The 16,357-nt window shown below is 67.7% G+C and carries 13 protein-coding genes; 9 read left to right on the forward strand and 4 right to left on the reverse strand.

Annotated elements, in window-relative coordinates; translation table 11 throughout:
* Positions 1–145: 145 nt before the first annotated feature.
* Together katG and IPM49_15130 are read left to right on the forward strand one after the other, a co-directional pair.
* Positions 146–2,398 (forward strand): catalase/peroxidase HPI, encoded by a 2,253-nt coding sequence (katG, locus tag IPM49_15125; protein MBK9275852.1) that lies wholly within the window; start codon positions 146–148, stop codon positions 2,396–2,398.
* A gap of 116 nt (positions 2,399–2,514) precedes the next feature.
* Complete coding sequence (locus tag IPM49_15130) at positions 2,515–4,098, forward strand: T9SS type A sorting domain-containing protein (protein MBK9275853.1); 1,584 nt, start codon at positions 2,515–2,517, stop codon at positions 4,096–4,098.
* A 6-nt stretch (positions 4,099–4,104) separates the two neighbouring features.
* On the opposite strand, the gene IPM49_15135 is transcribed toward IPM49_15130, so the two are convergent.
* From IPM49_15135 to IPM49_15145, 3 genes are all read right to left on the reverse strand, one after another.
* The gene (locus IPM49_15135; GenBank protein ID MBK9275854.1) at positions 4,105–4,866 is read right to left on the reverse strand and encodes a hypothetical protein; all 762 of its coding nucleotides are present in this window, start codon (positions 4,864–4,866) and stop codon (positions 4,105–4,107) included.
* A 133-nt stretch (positions 4,867–4,999) separates the two neighbouring features.
* Positions 5,000–6,172 carry a DUF11 domain-containing protein gene (locus IPM49_15140; GenBank protein MBK9275855.1) on the reverse strand — a complete coding sequence of 391 codons (1,173 nt, stop codon included), beginning with the start codon at positions 6,170–6,172 and terminating at the stop codon, positions 5,000–5,002.
* Between the two features lie 159 nt (positions 6,173–6,331).
* Positions 6,332–7,321, reverse strand: coding sequence for a hypothetical protein (locus tag IPM49_15145; GenBank protein ID MBK9275856.1), 990 nt, complete (start codon positions 7,319–7,321; stop codon positions 6,332–6,334).
* Between the two features lie 118 nt (positions 7,322–7,439).
* Between IPM49_15145 and IPM49_15150 the strand changes: the two genes are divergently transcribed.
* The 4 genes from IPM49_15150 to IPM49_15165 all read left to right on the forward strand — a co-directional run bounded on the left by IPM49_15150 (position 7,440) and on the right by IPM49_15165 (position 10,106).
* The gene (locus IPM49_15150) at positions 7,440–8,051 is read left to right on the forward strand and encodes an SUMF1/EgtB/PvdO family nonheme iron enzyme (protein MBK9275857.1); all 612 of its coding nucleotides are present in this window, start codon (positions 7,440–7,442) and stop codon (positions 8,049–8,051) included.
* A 101-nt stretch (positions 8,052–8,152) separates the two neighbouring features.
* Complete coding sequence (locus tag IPM49_15155) at positions 8,153–8,848, forward strand: DUF2490 domain-containing protein (GenBank protein MBK9275858.1); 696 nt, start codon at positions 8,153–8,155, stop codon at positions 8,846–8,848.
* Between the two features lie 20 nt (positions 8,849–8,868).
* Complete coding sequence (locus IPM49_15160; GenBank protein MBK9275859.1) at positions 8,869–9,414, forward strand: TIGR00730 family Rossman fold protein; 546 nt, start codon at positions 8,869–8,871, stop codon at positions 9,412–9,414.
* Entirely contained in the window at positions 9,411–10,106 is a 696-nt protein-coding gene (locus IPM49_15165) for a DNA alkylation repair protein (GenBank protein ID MBK9275860.1), read from the forward strand. The genes IPM49_15160 and IPM49_15165 overlap by 4 nt, the downstream gene beginning before the upstream one ends.
* Before the next feature lie 4 nt (positions 10,107–10,110).
* Here the strand turns inward: IPM49_15165 and IPM49_15170 are convergent, their stop codons facing one another.
* Positions 10,111–11,850 (reverse strand): DEAD/DEAH box helicase, encoded by a 1,740-nt coding sequence (locus tag IPM49_15170; GenBank protein ID MBK9275861.1) that lies wholly within the window; start codon positions 11,848–11,850, stop codon positions 10,111–10,113.
* 120 nt (positions 11,851–11,970) lie between these two features.
* Between IPM49_15170 and IPM49_15175 the strand changes: the two genes are divergently transcribed.
* Genes IPM49_15175 through IPM49_15185 form a run of 3 tightly spaced genes read left to right on the forward strand, consistent with a single transcriptional unit; the run spans position 11,971 to position 16,352 of the window.
* Positions 11,971–12,222: a hypothetical protein gene (locus IPM49_15175; protein MBK9275862.1), complete on the forward strand. Its 252-nt coding sequence runs from the start codon at positions 11,971–11,973 to the stop codon at positions 12,220–12,222.
* A gap of 12 nt (positions 12,223–12,234) precedes the next feature.
* Complete coding sequence (locus tag IPM49_15180) at positions 12,235–15,048, forward strand: hypothetical protein (protein MBK9275863.1); 2,814 nt, start codon at positions 12,235–12,237, stop codon at positions 15,046–15,048.
* Positions 15,045–16,352 carry a glycosyltransferase family 4 protein gene (locus IPM49_15185; GenBank protein ID MBK9275864.1) on the forward strand — a complete coding sequence of 436 codons (1,308 nt, stop codon included), beginning with the start codon at positions 15,045–15,047 and terminating at the stop codon, positions 16,350–16,352. Before IPM49_15180 ends, IPM49_15185 begins: the two co-directional genes overlap by 4 nt.
* Positions 16,353–16,357 lie beyond the last annotated feature (5 nt).

Below are 16,357 nucleotides of genomic sequence, written 5' to 3' on the forward strand. Positions count from 1 at the left end.
GCATCGAAACTATCGAAACGCTCGATGATGATCGTCAGGCTAGCTTCGCCCTCCACGCCGGACCTTGCCGGCGATCAGGAACGACCGGACGACCGAACCCTGCGAAGGCCGCCCTTGGGCTTTCGCGCCGATAAACCCAACGCCCATGTCACACGAACATCATCACCATGGCGCCCCGCTGGAGGGCGTCACCCCACAGTCCACCGGCAAGTGCCCCGTGATGCACGGCGCCCAAGCCCTTCCGGTGGCCGGACGCGGCCGCCGCAACAAGGACTGGTGGCCCGAGCAGCTCGACCTGAGCATCCTGCACCAGCACCAGAAGGTGAGCAACCCGCTGGATCCGGATTTCAACTACCGCGAGGCCTTCTCAAAGCTGGATCTGAAGGCGGTGAAGGCCGACCTCACCAAATTGATGACCGACTCGCAGGAGTGGTGGCCGGCCGACTGGGGTCACTACGGCGGCCTCATGATCCGCATGACCTGGCACGCCGCGGGCACCTACCGCACCGCCGATGGTCGCGGTGGCGCCGGCAATGGCAACCAGCGCTTCGCCCCGCTGAACAGCTGGCCCGACAACGGCAACCTGGACAAGGCGCGCCGCCTGCTGTGGCCCATCAAGCAGAAGTACGGCAACAGCCTCAGTTGGGCCGACCTGCTCGTCCTGGCCGGCAACGTGGCCATGGAGAGCATGGGCTTCAAGACCTTCGGCTTCGGCGGTGGTCGCGAGGACATCTTCGCGCCGGAGGAGGACATCTACTGGGGCAGCGAGGGCGAGTGGCTCGCCACCAGCGACAAGCCCAACAGCCGCTACAGCGGGGAGCGCAACCTGGAGAACCCGCTGGCTGCCGTGCAGATGGGCCTCATTTACGTGAACCCGCAGGGTCCCGATGGCAACCCTGACCCTGTGGCCAGCGGCAAGGACGTGCGCGAGACCTTCAAGCGCATGGCCATGAACGACGAGGAGACCGTGGCGCTCACCGCCGGCGGCCACACCTTCGGCAAGATGCACGGCGCCGGACCGGAGTCGCATGTGGGTCCCGCACCCGAAGGCGCGGCCATCGAGGAGCAGGGCTTCGGCTGGAAGAACTCCATGGGCAGTGGCAAGGGCAAGGACACCATCACCAGCGGCTTGGAGGGCGCGTGGAAGCCGAACCCCACCAAGTGGGACAACGGCTACTTCGACATGCTCTTCGGCTATGAGTGGGAACTGGTGAAGAGCCCCGCCGGTGGCTGGCAGTGGCTGGCCAAGGACGTGAAGCCCGAGCACATGATCCCGGATGCGCACGACCCCAACGTGAAGCACCGCCCTGCGATGACCACGGCGGACCTTTCGCTCCGCTTCGACCCGATCTATGAACCCATCGCGCGCCGCTTCCACAAGGACCCGCAGGCCTTCGCCGACGCCTTCGCCCGCGCCTGGTTCAAGCTCACGCACCGCGACATGGGTCCCAAGAGCCTCTACCTCGGTCCCGAAGTGCCGAAGGAGGACCTCATCTGGCAGGACCCGGTTCCCGCCGGCACCAAGCTGGCCGATGCGGACGTGGCGGCCCTGAAGAGCAGCATCCTCGCCAGCGGCCTCAGCGTGAGCGAGCTGGTGGCCACGGCCTGGGCCAGCGCCAGCACCTTCCGTGGCAGCGACAAGCGCGGCGGTGCCAACGGTGCCCGCGTACGCCTCGCTCCGCAGAAGTTCTGGGAGGTGAACGACCCCGCGCAGCTCGGCAAAGTGCTCAGCGCGCTGGAGAAGATCCAAGCCGACTTCAAGGCCAGCGGAAAGCAGGTGTCCATCGCCGACCTGATCGTGCTGGGTGGCTGTGCTGCGGTGGAGAAGGCCGCCAAGGATGCAGGCTTCAACGTGACGGTGCCCTTCACCAGCGGCCGCGGTGACGCCAGCCAGGAGCAGACCGACGTGGAGAGCTTCGCCGTGATGGAGCCCCAGGCCGACGGCTTCCGCAACTACCAGAAGAAGCTCTACAGCATCCCTGCCGAGGAGATGCTCGTGGACCGCGCCCAACTGCTCACCCTGAGCGCGCCGGAGATGACGGTGCTCGTGGGCGGCCTTCGCGTGTTGGGCGCCAACAGCGGCGGCAGCAAGCACGGCGTGTTCACCAGCAAGCCCGGCCAGCTCACCAACGACTTCTTCGTGAACCTGCTCGACATGGGCACGACCTGGACCGCCCTCAGCAACGGCCACACCGGCACCTACGAAGGCCGCGACCGCAGGAGCGGTGCGCTGAAGTGGACCGGCACCCGCGTGGACCTGGTCTTCGGCAGCAACTCGCAGCTGCGCGCCATCGCCGAGGTGTACGCCCAGAACGACAGCAAGGAGAAGTTCGTGAAGGACTTCGTGAAGGCCTGGGCGAAGGTCATGGACCTGGACCGCTTCGACCTGAAGAAGTAGGCATCAGGAGAGCCTGCACGCGAAGTGGGCGGTCCAAGCGGGCCGCCCTCTTCCTTTCCAGGGATGCGCCGGGGCGAGCCGGTCCGCGAGGACCGGCTCATTACCTTGTCCATCCGATGTGTTCCGTCCGGTCCACCGCTGCAGGCGGCATGCTGTGCCTCCTGGCGGCGTTCGCGAGCCTCCGGACCGCAGGTCAGCCGGTGTTCACCTCGTACGCACACTACGGCTATTCCGGTGGGCAGGTCAACGCGGTGATCGAAGCCACCAACGGGGACCTGGTCATCGCCGGGAACGGCACAGAGCCGAACAACTCCGATCAGTTCGCGGTCCGCTTCTCATCCACCGGTTCCCTGGTCTGGGGCCTGACGTACACCGGTGGTACTGGCTGGTCCGGGTACATCACCGATGCCGTGGCCGATCCGGATGGTGGCGTGATCCTGCTCGGTCATGTGCGCGAAACGGCGACGCAGCGGATGCACCTGTCGCTCTTCAAGCTCGATGCGGCCGGGGTCGTGCTGTGGAGCCATCGCTATCGCGCCTACGACCCCGATGAGACGGTGACCGGCCGCAGCGTGCGCCGGGACGCGGATGGCGCGCTCCACCTGCTGGGCTCCACTGGTGATCCGGCCACACGGGACCTGTTCATCATGAAGGTGGACAGCGCTGGCGGCCTGCTGTGGACGCGGGCCTTTGGCTACTCCGGTCCGGATGAGGCCAGGGACCTTGTGCTGATCCCCGGTGGTGGATACGCCATCGCTGCGGCCACCAAGTACGAGCTTTCGCGCGTCGCGCTCCTCGACACGATGTGTGCTGTGATCCAGGACCGGGTGTGGGTGCTCCCCGATACGACCCTCACGATCCACAGCCTGCAGCGGGGTGCGGATGGCCGCTTCTCCTGGACCGGTTCGTACATGGACTCCACCTTCTACCGCGGCGCGTTCCACATGGTGCTGGACAGCCTGGGCGGTGCCGTGGCCGCGCAGGCCTACCGCGACGCTGCTGGAAGCGAGCTGTGGATGTACGATCATGTGCAGCTGCCCGATGGGGACCGCTTCCTTGTCGGTGAGCAGGTGAGCGCGTCGGGCGATGATGAAGCGACCCCGCTGATCCGGCTCGACGCGACGGGAGGAGTGGTGTCCAGCGCGTACAGCGGCGGTCACCAGGAGCTGAGCCGCTGCATCATCACTACCTCCGACGGTGGGATCGCCTGCGGGGAGACGCGCAGAACGGACGACAATGTGCACCAGGCGTTCCAGGTGAAGAAGGTGGATGCGAACGGCGTACCCGCCTGCGATCTGCTTCCGCTCACACTGATCCGAACGGACCACCTGCCTGATACGCTGTCGTTCCCACTGGAAGCCCTCGGGCCGAAACCGATGCTGCGGCTCGATCGCCCGCTCACCACCTGGCCCTTGAACAACTTCGTCGATGGCTGTTCCACGATCGGCATCCAGGATCCGCAACGGGGTTCCGGGATCAGGGTGTTCCCGAACCCCGCGTGCGATCGGGTGATGCTCAACGGCATCACAAGCGCGGGCACCGTTCGGATGTATGACATGCAGGGCCGAATGGTCCTGGAGCAAAGCCTTGATGCTTCCGCCGCAGTGGACGTTCGGTCGCTTGCAGAAGGATGCTATGCGCTGCGGATCGCGACGGCCGCCGGCGAGCGCGCCAGCGTGGTGGTCATCGCCCGTCCCTGAAGCGCCTCACTCCTTGGAGAAGCGCAGTGTACGTCCGGCGCCGGTGAGGGCGTAGGTACCGGATGCCAATCCGGAGACGTCGATCGTGCGAAGGGGTGCACGTTCGGTGCCGATGAGCGTGCGGATGATCCGTCCGTCAGGGCCGATCAGGGTCAGCGGTCCAACGCCCGGTCCGGGCCACTGGATGGAGAGGCGATCGGTGCACGGGTTGGGGAAGAGCAGCGGACCGGCCTCGGTGGCGGATGGGGCTCCGACCCCGTTCGTACCGCTCACCACCACGGTGAAGTCGTTGAAGTTGCCGTACTGAAAAGCGCCGCACGGACCGTAGCCGTTGGTGTTCGTATCCAGGAATCCGTCGGAGCCCCAAGGGGCGATCACGCGCATGCGGTAGGTGCCGGCCGGCGTGTTGGCGGGCAGGGTGATGGAGAAGGAGTAGGTGTAGCTGGGCGATCCGCCGACGTAGCTGTAGTACAGGTTCTCCGTGTCCTCGAAGGCGCCGTTGTTGTCCAGGTCCACCCACACGGCGCAGCCGGTCCAGTTGCCGCTGGTCACCGTCATCGGCTCCGCGACGCCGGGGGTGAGGACCGTGCTGAGGTTGGTGAAGTCGCTGGTGAAGCAGTCGCTTCCGGCCGTCCAGTTGATGGTGCCCAGCGTGAGGCTCTGGTTCTGCCAGCTGAAGCAGCCGTTGGCGAAGGATGGCGAGCAGTATTGCGCGTGAGCGTGGACCGCGCAACAGAGCAGGAGGAGGGTGGTGGTGCGGTGCATCATGGGTGTCCGGTAGGTGAGGTGAAGGTAGCCGCAGGAACGGATCGCACCGGGCGGATGCTCGCGTACGAAACGAACAAGCCCGGGTGGAACGCGTGTCCATCACCCGGGCTTGAGCGCGGTGAGCGCGGGCTCCTCACTCCACCACGAAGCGCGCGCTGTGCACCCTTCCTTCGGTGCTGTAGAGGTTCAGGACATACAGGCCATGTGCCAGGCCCTGCAACGGCACCGTCAGTCGGCCGCGCGTGATGGCCAGGCCCTGATGCTGCAGGATGCGACCGTCCAGCCCGGCAATGGACAAGCCGGAGACCTCCAGGTCGGCGGGCAGGAGCACCTCGATGCGGTCGCGCGCCGGGTTGGGATGGATGACGACATCGCCCGTGCGCGCAGGTTCAGGCACCGCAGTGGGCGCGGTGACCACCACGGTGGCGTCCGGGGTGCGGATGGGCGGATTGAAGTCGAAGAAGATGTCGGCCACGTTGGTGATGGTGGTGCCGACCACCGGAACGTGGTCGGGCGCGATGCGGAAGGCGAAGAGGCCCTGGCTGGCGGCCATGTTGGTGCCGCTGTCGGGCAGCAGGATGTTGCTGAAGGTGACGCGGAGCACGCCTTGTGCGCTCAGTTGGTAGGTGTAGGGATGGGAGGCGCCGAGCACCGTGAAGCTGGCCACGGAGAACAGCTCGGGCAGCGTGTCGGTGAGCACCACGGTGAAGGCGGTGTCGTTGCCGGTGTTCTGGAAGCGGATGGTGTAGTCCAGGTAGCTGTCCTCGGCGGGGTAGTACTCCGTGTCGCTCAGGCCGCTGCTGGTGCGCACGAGCTTGTCGTTGGGGTCGTAGGCGCCGGTGATGGTGCGCGTGACGGTGCTGCTGTTGTTGCTCACGTCCACCTCGGCGCTGTCGTGGGTCACGGTGACCACCGCACCGAGCTGTGTGCCGATGAGCTGTGGGTCGGGCGGCAGGGAGGCTTCGATCTGGAAGGACCAATAGGTCAAGGGTTCCAGGCCGTCGGACACGCTCCAGGTCAACGTGTTGCCGATGTAGCTAGTGGGGGTCGGTTGGACGCTGGACACGGTCAGCAGGCCGGGCAGAGCGCAGGTGACCGTGAACCCTGCGCTATTGGATGCCGAGAGGTTGATCGCCGATCCCACGAGCGTGGTGGCGAAACCCGGGCGCAGCGGGCCGATCTCGGCGAAGGCCGCCAGGTCGAGCATGTCGTTGGTGGTGCCGTTCAGCGAAAGGGTCCAGGTCTTGATCGCGGAGGTATCCACATCGATCGTCACCGGAAATGCCGCCGCGGACGGGGTGTTCACCGTGATACTTCCGAGCGGGGCGAGGCCGCAGCCGGACGTGAGGTCTACGAACGAGCCGGCGAGATGGGCCACCGATCGGGGCTGACCGATGGGTTCACGGACCGCGATGAGGCTGTCGTTCTTGGCGGCCAGGGTGTACCAGCTGCCGTTGTCGTTCGCCTACCAGCTGTTCATGCTGTACCCGTCGGACGTGAACTGAAGCAGGCGCGAAGCATGCTTGCCCAGGATGGTGCCGTCCGGGAGTTCCACTGCTTCTTCAGGCCACCAGCTTTCCCGGCGCCACAGCAATTGCCCGGCGGCATCGATGCGGAACAGCGCTCCGGTCGCGCTCACCCCGCAGAGCAGGTGGTCACCATTGGACAAGGCCAGTGCGTCCGTCACATACCCACTGGCGTAGGGAGCCTGGGCACGCCGGGCCACCTGCACCGCACCGCTGGCATCCGCGATGAAATACCCGAACGCTCCAGCGGAGAACAACACGCTGTCCCCGAAGTAACCGTGGAACCAGCTTCCGTCCGGGTGGATCGCGGAAACCCCGCGCTGGTGGATCAGGTCGTGATCCACGTACATCCGGCAGGAGACCGGCATGCCGTTCGGATCCAGCGTGACGTGATGCAGCTGCCGCTCGTTCCGGAATTGCCACGCATATCCACCGGCGGCCAGCGCAGCGATCTCGACGGCGCGATGCCCGCGGAAGTCGAAGCCCCCCAGCGCGTTGGTCGTGTCCAGCAGCATGTAGATCCGCGACCACTGCACCTGACCGCTCGCGTCCAGCTTCACCAGATATTGGTTGTGGTACCTGGGTATGGGTGTTCCATGGTCGAGGTCGCCGCAAACCACCACGCCCCCATCCAGGGTGGCCGCCACCTGTGCGCTGACCATGCTGATGTCCGGGTTGGTGGGCAACAAGTGTTTGAACCAGAGCATGGTGCCGGCTGCGTCAATGCGGCTCACGTTGACCCCGCGGGAAAATTCAACACCGTTCGGAAGCATCGGCATTCCTACCGTAACCAGGCCGCTGGACAGGAACGCCACCTCGCTGGTGCGGGCGTTCCGCTGGAGCGGATCGAAGCCGAGGTCGCTCTGTACACATTGGGCGTGCGTGGCGATCGCAACGAGAGATGCGGTGAGCGTTTGAACAGTACGCATGGTGGTCGGATCGTTCATCGAAAGTACCTGGGGTGGCGTTCGATCATGGCTGGACGCGATGGACTTTTCCACAGGCACCCGATCGGCTGCGACCGGATCCGGTGCGATCTTGCGGCCCATGCGTCCCCTGATCCTGACCGCAGCCCTGTTCGGTGCTTCCGCGCTGGTGGCACAGTCCTTCACCGCGGTCCCTGCAGGCCGGGTGCGCGTGGGCGATCTGCTGGTGAACAAGGACAGCTGCACCATCGACGTCGCGGCGTTCGCCATCAGTGCCCCGGTGTCGGTGGAGGAGTATCGCGCCTTCGTGACCCATTTCGCCAAGGGTGCCGGTGCGCGGCAGGGTGCGGCGGGAGCTGCTGCGGTGAACCTCACCTGGGTGGAGGCGGCTGCTTATTGCCAATGGCTCAGCCAGCGTGATGCCGCCCAGGGCTTCAGCTATCGGCTGCCCGCGTTGGGCGAGTGGCTCCTGGCCCGGCAGCAGGGCCTCATCCCAGCGGACGGTCCGGGATGCTGGTTGATCACCGCCAAGGACGACAGCGGCCTCACCTGCCAGCGCTTCGGTTACGCCTATCCCTGCACCGAGGGCGATCCCTTCGCCCGGCGGCGCAAGATGGTGGCCTTCGGTGACCCGACCGCACATCCGGCATACGGGGTGCACGAGGACCGCTGGGACTTCATCGCGTATCCGGATATCGGGTTCAGGGTGGTGCGTGAGGCGGTGCGGAGATGACCGTGACCGTTCCGCAGGACGTCGAAGTTCCGATGATGCCCTTCAGTGACCGCGGTTCGAGGACGGGGTGAACCGATCACCGTGTCGGGTGTTCATCCGCCATGCTTCGCGCGCTCCTCCTCCTGATGGTCGCCTGGCCCGTCCTTCATGTCGTCGCTCAGGAGCGTGTGGAGCCTCGCCGTTCCGGGCAGCTCTGGCTGGAGGGCGGTGTGGTGGGCGGTGCGCCGGGCTTTCTGGAGGGCTGGTTGGGAAAGGACCAGGCCAAGCGGTTCCGGTTCGCCGGGGAGCTGGGCTACCGCACCGGTGACGAGCTGGCGCGCGGCCGACAGTTCATCCTGGAGGGGCAGGTCCGCTACAAGCTGCATCGCCTGGTGGATGTGGCCGTGGAACAGCGTTTCGCCGCGAGGGTGCGCGACCGCGACCGCCACCGCTTCGGGCTCTTCGCGCAGGTGGGCGACCGCGTGGGCCGGTTCGACCTGGGATACCGGCTGAGCTACCAGCACAGCTTCGGATCGGAGGGGCTGCGTCGGCACATGGTCCGCAACCGGTTCGACGTGGGCTATGACATCCGCGGGTTCCGCTTCGACCCGGAGCTGATGGTGGAGTTCTTCAGCGAGCTGGGTCGCGAGGGGCGGCGCCACGACGCCACGCGCTTCCGGCTGGGCACCACCTGGCGGCCGGCCAAGGCGCACACCATCGGCGTCGCGGTGGTGCACGATCGGGAGCATGGGCGCCGCCGGCCCGACCAGCGCTGGATCCTGAGCCTGTCCTACACCCTCGATCTCCGCAAGCTGTAGCCTCCGCTTACTTTGGCCGCATGGTGCATGTCGCCGTGTTCTGCGGGGCCTCCAGTGGACATGATCCGCACTATGCCGAAGTGGCCGCCCAGGTGGGCACGGGCCTTGCCCGCCGCGGCCTGGGCGTGGTGTACGGCGGAGGCCATGTGGGCCTGATGGGCGCCGTGGCCGATGCGGCGATGGCCGCCGGTGGCCGCGTGGTGGGCGTCATCCCGGGCTTCATGACCGAGCGCGAGCTGGCGCACGAGCGGGTCAGCGAGCTCATCACCGTGAAGGACATGCACGAGCGCAAGCTGGTGATGCACGAACGCAGCCAGGCGGTGATGGCGCTGCCGGGCGGCTTCGGCACGCTGGACGAACTGTTCGAGCTGCTCACCTGGCGCCAGCTGGGCCTGCACGCCAAGCCCATGGGCCTGCTGAACGTGAACGGCTTCTACACGCCGCTGCTGGAGCAGATGGCACGCATGGAGCGCGACGGTTTCCTGCATGGCAGCACCCGCGTGCTGGCGCATGACGCGGTGGAGCCGCTGATCGACCTGCTGCTGGCGAACATCATCCGCCCATGAGAAGCGAGGGCCGACGCGTGGCGCTGCATCCATGGTTGAGGCCGCTCGCTGCCTTGTTCGAGGCGCACCGCTGTTCCGCGAACGCCGCGGCCATGGAGGCCTACATGAAGCACATCGCGCCCTTCTTCGGCATCAAGGCCCCGGACCGGCGGGCCCTGGTGAAGGCGCACCTGGCGGATCATGGAACGCCCTCATCGGAGGACCTGCAGGCGATCGCCCGCTCCGCCTTCGCGCAGCCCGAGCGCGAATGGCACCACACGGCCCTGGACCTGCTGATGAAGCAGGCGAAGCGGCTCACCCCGGACGACCTGCCGTTCCTGGAGGAGCTCATCACCACGAAGAGCTGGTGGGACACGGTGGACGCGCTGGCGGTGCATGTCGTCGGCACGATCCTGAAGCGGCATCCGAAGGCGATCGCGCGATGGAACGAACGCTGGATCGCCGGCCCGGACCTGTGGTTGAACCGCACGGCCATCCTGTTCCAGAACCGGTGGAAGGAGGACACGGACCGCGCCCTGCTGTTCGGCAACATCGCGCGTCACGCGGATCATCGCGACTTCTTCATCCGCAAGGCCATCGGGTGGGCGCTGCGCGAACTGGCGACCACCGATCCGGCGGCGGTGAAGGCCTTCGTGGCCCGGCAGCCCCTATCGGCGCTCAGCCGTCGGGAGGCCTTGCGCAAGCTCGGGTGATCGATCACCACTTCCGCGAGCCGCCCTTCGCCGCGTAGGGCTTGGAGCCGCGGTGGGGCTTCTTGGGACCGTACCCCTGGCGTGGGCCCTCGTTGCGGCGGGGCTTGTCGCCGCCGCCCTGTGCGCCCTGCGCCTCGTCCACCCGCACCTTGCGGCCGCGGTGGTCGGCGCCCTTGAACGCGTTGAACACCTGGTCGAACCATGCGGGCTCGATGTCGATGAAGGAGTACACGTCCTTGATCAGCATGCGGCCGATGTGCTCGCCGCCGATGCCGCTCACCCCGCAGATGTAGCCGAGCATGCGGCCCTTGTCGAAGCCGTCCGCGCTGCCCAGGTTGATGAAGAGCTGGCGACCGGTGGCGAAGCGCTCGCGCGAGCTCTGTCGCTCGGGGCGGGCGCTATGGTCCTTGCGGCTCATGTCGATGTTGAGGTCGTAGGCCTCGCGGAACTGGTCCAGGATGCGGGCGAAGGTGACGCTCATGAAGCGCTGCAGCAGCGCGTCGCGGTCGAGGTCCTTCAACTCCTCCTGGGCCACGGCCATCAGGTCGGCCAGGGCCTCATGCTCCACATCGGCCTCCTTGAGCCGGCGCAGGAAGGAGCGCAGCTGGGCCCGTCCGATGTCGGCGCCGCCGGGCACGCGCACGTAGGTGAAGTGCGTGTTCAGCATCCGCTCCAGCTGCCGCACCTTGGGCACGTCGCGCACGCCGAGGATGCTCAGCGAGATGCCGGTGCGTCCGGCGCGGGCGGTGCGGCCGCTGCGGTGGGTGTAGCTCTCGGCCTCGCCCGGCAGGTCGTAGTGGATCACGTGCGTCACATCGTTCACGTCGATGCCGCGCGCGGCGACGTCGGTGGCGATGAGCAGCTGCAGGGTGCGTGCCCGGTAGCGGCCCATCACGTGGTCGCGCTGCGCCTGGCTGAGGTCGCCGTGGATGGCATCGGCCACATAGCCTTCCTTCACCAGCTGGGTGGCGAGGTCCTGGGTCTCGTGCTTGGTGCGGCAGAACACGATGGCGAACAGGTCGGGGTCGGCGTCCACGAAGCGTTTCAGCGCGCCGTAGCGGTCGCGGGCGTGCACCACGCAGTACTGGTGCTGGATGGCCGAGGCCGTCACGTTGCGTTCGCCCACCTGGACCTCCTCACTGTTGCGCATGTAGCGCTTGGCGATGTGGCGCACCTCGCTGCCCATGGTGGCGCTGAAGAGCCAGGTGCGCTTGTCGGAGGGCGTGTTGCTGAGGATGTCGGTGAGGTCCTCCTGAAAGCCCATGTTGAGCATCTCATCGGCCTCGTCGAGCACCACGGTGGACACGTGGGAGAGGTCGACGGCCTCGCGGCCGAGGAGGTCGAGCAGGCGGCCCGGGGTGGCCACCACCACATGGGTGCCACGCTGGATGGCCCGCATCTGCTCGCGGATGTTGGCCCCGCCGTAGACGGCCACGGGACGCACGCCGTTGAGCTCCGAGGCGAAGCGCTCCAGGTCACCGGTGATCTGCACGCACAGCTCGCGCGTGGGCGCCAGCACGAGGGCCTGCACGCGCCGGTGCGCGGGATCGATGTGCTGCAGCAGGGGCAGGCCGAAGGCGGCGGTCTTGCCCGTACCGGTCTGGGCCAGCACCACCACATCGTGGTCGCTGTTCAGCAGCAGGGGGATGGCGCGTTCCTGGACGGGGGTGGGGGTGTGGAAGTCCAGCGTGCGCAACGCGGACAGAAGCTCGGGCCGGAGACCCAGCGCATCGAAGGAGGACATGGGGAGGGTGGGGTTCGCCATCGGCCGTGCAACGCCGGAACGGGGCATGCGGACGAACGGCGCCGCGAAGGTACGGCACCGGGCCCGGAGGCCAAGGCGGTCCGGCTATCTTTGGCCGCCATGACCGGCCTGCTGCTGTTGAGCGCCACCGGCACCCTGCGGATCATCCTGATCCTGGTGGTGCTGTGGCTGGCCCTGCGCCTGGTGCTGCGCATGCAGCAGGCCCGCCAGGGCCGCCCGCCCGGCACCCACTGGGCCGCGCGCGACGAGCGCCCCCGCGGTGACGTGCGCGTGGAACGGGCCGATGATCGCCGCGGCGCCCCGCACAACGGCGGCCGCATCGAGGACGCCGACTACGAAGAGATCCGCTGACCCCCCGAACCGATGAAGGACCTGAGGAAATGGCTGCCGATCGGGCTGGCCGTGCTGCTGTTCATCGCCCTGCCGCTCGCCTACTTCAGCCCCCTGCTGGAGGGCAAACGCATGGTGCAGGGCGACCAACGCAACTGGCTGGGCGGCGCGCAGGAGATCATCGAGCACCGCGACGCCCACGACGGCGAGGAACCGCTGTGGACCGGCAGCATGTTCAGCGGCATGCCCGCCTACCAGATCAGCGTGGTGTGGAAGGGCGACGTGCTCAAGTGGGTGGACCGGCTCTTCCATGGCTTCCTGCCGCATCCGGCGGGCAGCGTCTTCCTCTACCTCATCGGCATGTTCATCCTGCTCTCCATGCTGGGTGTGGACCGCGGGGTGGCCGTGGTGGGCGCGCTGGCCTATGCCTTCTCGTCGTACTTCATCATCATCTTCGAGGCGGGCCACAACACCAAGGCCACCGCCATCGGCTACATGCCGCTGGTGCTGGGGGCCACCTGGGCGCTCTTCCGCGGGGCCAGGCTCCCGGCCGCGGCCCTGCTGGCGCTCTTCCTGGGGCTGGAGGTCCATGCCAACCACCTGCAGGTCACCTACTACCTGGCCATGGTGCTGCTGCTGTTCGCGCTGGCGGAGGCGCTCCGCTTCATCCGTGAAGGGCGTGCGATCGACCTGCTCGGCCGGGCCGGCCTGGGGCTGCTGGCCGTGGTGCTGGCCGTGATGGCCAATGCGGGTGTGCTGTGGGGAACCGCCGAGTACGGCACCTACACCACCCGCGGGCCCAGCGAGCTCACCATCGGTCCCGACGGGGAGAGCGCGGCCGACATCCGCACCAAGGGGCTTGACCGCGATTACGTGACGGCCTGGAGCTACGGCAAGCAGGAGACCTTCACCTTCCTGGTGCCCAACGCGAAGGGCGGCGATTCCGGTTCGCTCATCACCACCCGCGAGGAGCTGGCGGCCATCACCGATCCCGAGCTCAAGCGCTACCTCAACGAGGTGTATGGCGGCGGCGGCTACGTGAACAGCTATTGGGGCGATCAGAGCTTCACCAGCGGACCGGTCTACCTCGGTGCTCTGGTGGTGCTGCTCCTGCTGCTGATGCTGGCCCGCACGGAAGGCCTGGCGCGCTGGTGGGTGCTCGCGTCGCTGCCGCTCATCGGCGTGCTCATCTCCATCACCTCACCGATGCTGGCCGCAGTGTTGGTCCTGGCCTACCTGCTGGCCGGCCTGGTGCTCTGGCGCGAGCCGCTGCCCTATGCGCTCTTCAGCGGGCTGTTCCTCACGCTGCTGCTCAGCTGGGGCCGCAACTGGATGCCGCTCACCGACTTCTTTCTGGACCACGTGCCGGGCTACGCCAAGTTCCGCGCGGTCACCATCATCCTGGTGATCGTGGAGCTGGCCGCCCCCGTGCTGGCCGTGCTGTACCTGGACAAGGTGGTGAAGGAGGGACGTTGGGACCGTGCGCGGGAGCGTGCCTTCCTGGTCACGGCGGGCGTGCTGGCCCTGCTGATGGTCCTCTTCGCGGTGATGCCCGGCACCTTCACCGACCTGGTGAGCGATGCCGAGCGCGCACGCTTCAGTGCCCAGGCCGAGACCGGTGACGTGGGCAGCCTGCAGGCCGCCGTCGACGCGCTCAAGGAGCACCGGGCCGGCATCGTGGCGGCGGATGCCTGGCGCGGGCTCTTCTTCATCGTGGCCGGCGGCGCGCTGCTGTTCCTGTTCGGCCGGGGGCGCGTGCCCAAGATGGCGCTGCTCGCAGGCCTCGGTGCGCTCGTGCTGCTCGACCTTTGGGCGGTGGACAAGCGCTTCGTGAACAACGAGAAGGACGGCGGCCGCTACCGCATGTGGGAGGAGCCCGCGGCCAACGCATTGCCCTTCAAACCGACCGCGGCGGACCTGGCCATCCTGCAGCAGGAGGAGAACGCCGCTTCACGGGCCGACGCCGAAGCCACCGTGACCCGCCTCAAGGCGCGCAAGCAGGGCAACAAGGGGCGCGACCGCATGGTGAGCAAGGAGGAGGAGACGCTCGCCCGTTTCGCCGCGCTGCGGCGCAACAGCCACTTCCGCGTGCTCACCTTCCAGAACCCGTTCAACGACAGCCGCGTGAGCTACTTCCACAAGAGCGTGGGCGGCTACCACGGGGCCAAGCTGAAGCGCTACCAGGACCTCATCGAGTTCCACCTGGGGCCCGAGATGGCCGCCATCGGAGGGGCCTTCGGCGAGGGTGCCACCATGACCTCCGTGAACGCGGTGCTGGCCCGGCAGAACGTGATCAACATGCTCAACACGCGCTACCTCATCACCGACCCCGCGCGACCGGCCCTGCTCAACGTCAACGCCTACGGTCCGGCCTGGTTCGTGAACGAGGTGCGCTGGGTGAAGGACGCCGATGCGGAGATCACGGCGCTGGGCGAAGTGGGCCCGGACGCGGTGGCCGTGGTGGATGAACGCTGGCGCGCGGCGCTGGGCGATGCGGCCATCACGCCGGACCCCTCGGCCTCCGTGACGCTCGATAGCTACGCGGCCAACGCCCTGCGCTACACGGTGCGCAGCGCGAACGGCGGGGTGGTGGTGTTCAGCGAGATCTGGTACGGGCCCGACTGGCAGGCCACGCTCGATGGTCAGCCGGTGGAGCACGTGCGCGCCGACTACCTGCTGCGCGCGATGCGGGTGCCGGCCGGCGAGCATGTGGTGGAGTTCCGCGTGGCTAGCCGGTCATACACCCTGGGCAACACGCTGAGCCTGGCCGGTGGCCTGCTGATCATCCTGGCGGCGGCTGGTGCGGGCTTCGCGGCCTGGCGCAAGGCGCGGGCCGCCGACGCATGACACCCGTCCTCTTCATCACCTACTACTGGCCACCGAGCGGTGGTGCGGGGGTGCAGCGCGGGCTCAAGTTCGTGAAGTACCTGCCGCAGCACGGTATCCACCCCATCGTGCTCACGGTCGATCCCGCGCAGGCGAGCTACCCCGCGTTGGACCCCTCGCTCGAGGCCGAAGTGCCCGCAGGGGTGGCCGTGGTGCGCACCCCTTCGTTCGAGCCGCTGCGCCTGCTCGCCGCGCTGAGTGGAAAAGGCGCGGTGCCCCATGCCGGCTTCGCCACCGGAGGGAGGGAGGGCGCGATGAAGCGCGCCATGCGGTGGGTGCGCGGCAACTGGATGATCCCCGACGCGCGCCGGGGCTGGGTGCGCCATGCCGTGAAGGCCGCCATCCCCCTCATCGAACGCGAAGGCATCGGCACGGTGCTGATCTCCTCGCCACCGCACAGCAGCCAGCTGATCGGCCTCCGCCTCAAGGAACGCTTCCCCCACCTGCGCTGGATCGCCGACCTGCGCGACCCCTGGACGGACATCTATTTCGCCCGCGAACTGATGAAGGGCCGGCGCGCGCAGCGGCTGGACGGTGCATACGAGGCCGCGGTGCTGGAGCAGGCCGATGCGGTGGTGGTGGTGGGGCCGTCCATGCGCTCGGCCTTCGTGCAACGCTATGGCCACGGCGTGGAGCCCCGGCTGCACGTGATCCCCAACGGCTACGATGCGGACGACCTGAAGGGCATCGCCCGCCACCCGCTGCCCGGCGACCGGCTGCGCATCACCTATGTGGGCACCATGGCCGGCAGCTATGCGCCGCAGGCCTTTTTCACCGCCGCAGCGGAAGCGCTCAAGCGTTCGCCGTTGCCCATCGAGCTGCGCTTCATCGGGCAGGTGGGCCAGGCGGTGCGCGAGGCTGCCGCACGGGCCGGCGTGCTCGACCGCTGCATGTGGAACGCGCCCGTGAAGCATGCGAAGGCCTTGGAGGAGATGGCGGCCGCGCACGTGCTGCTGCTCGTCATCCCCGAGGGCCCGGGCGATGAGCGCATTCTCACCGGCAAGCTCTTCGAGTACCTCGCCGTGGAGCGCCCCGTTCTGGGACTGGGCCCGGTGGAAGGGGATGCCGCGCGGATCATCGCCGAATGCCGGGCAGGTGCCTTCTTCACCCGGGATCAGGTGACCGCGATGGCCGACTGGATGGTCGCCCGCGCCGAAGCGGTGAAGGCCGGCGTGGACCACGGCGTCACCGGCGGGCAGCATGCGCGCTACGAGCGCCGGCGGGCCACCGCGGCGCTCGCCGCGCTCATCCACGCGGCAGGATAACTTCG

The organism is Flavobacteriales bacterium (assembly GCA_016715895.1).
In the GTDB taxonomy this organism is placed as follows: Bacteria; Bacteroidota; Bacteroidia; order Flavobacteriales_F; family PHOS-HE28; genus PHOS-HE28.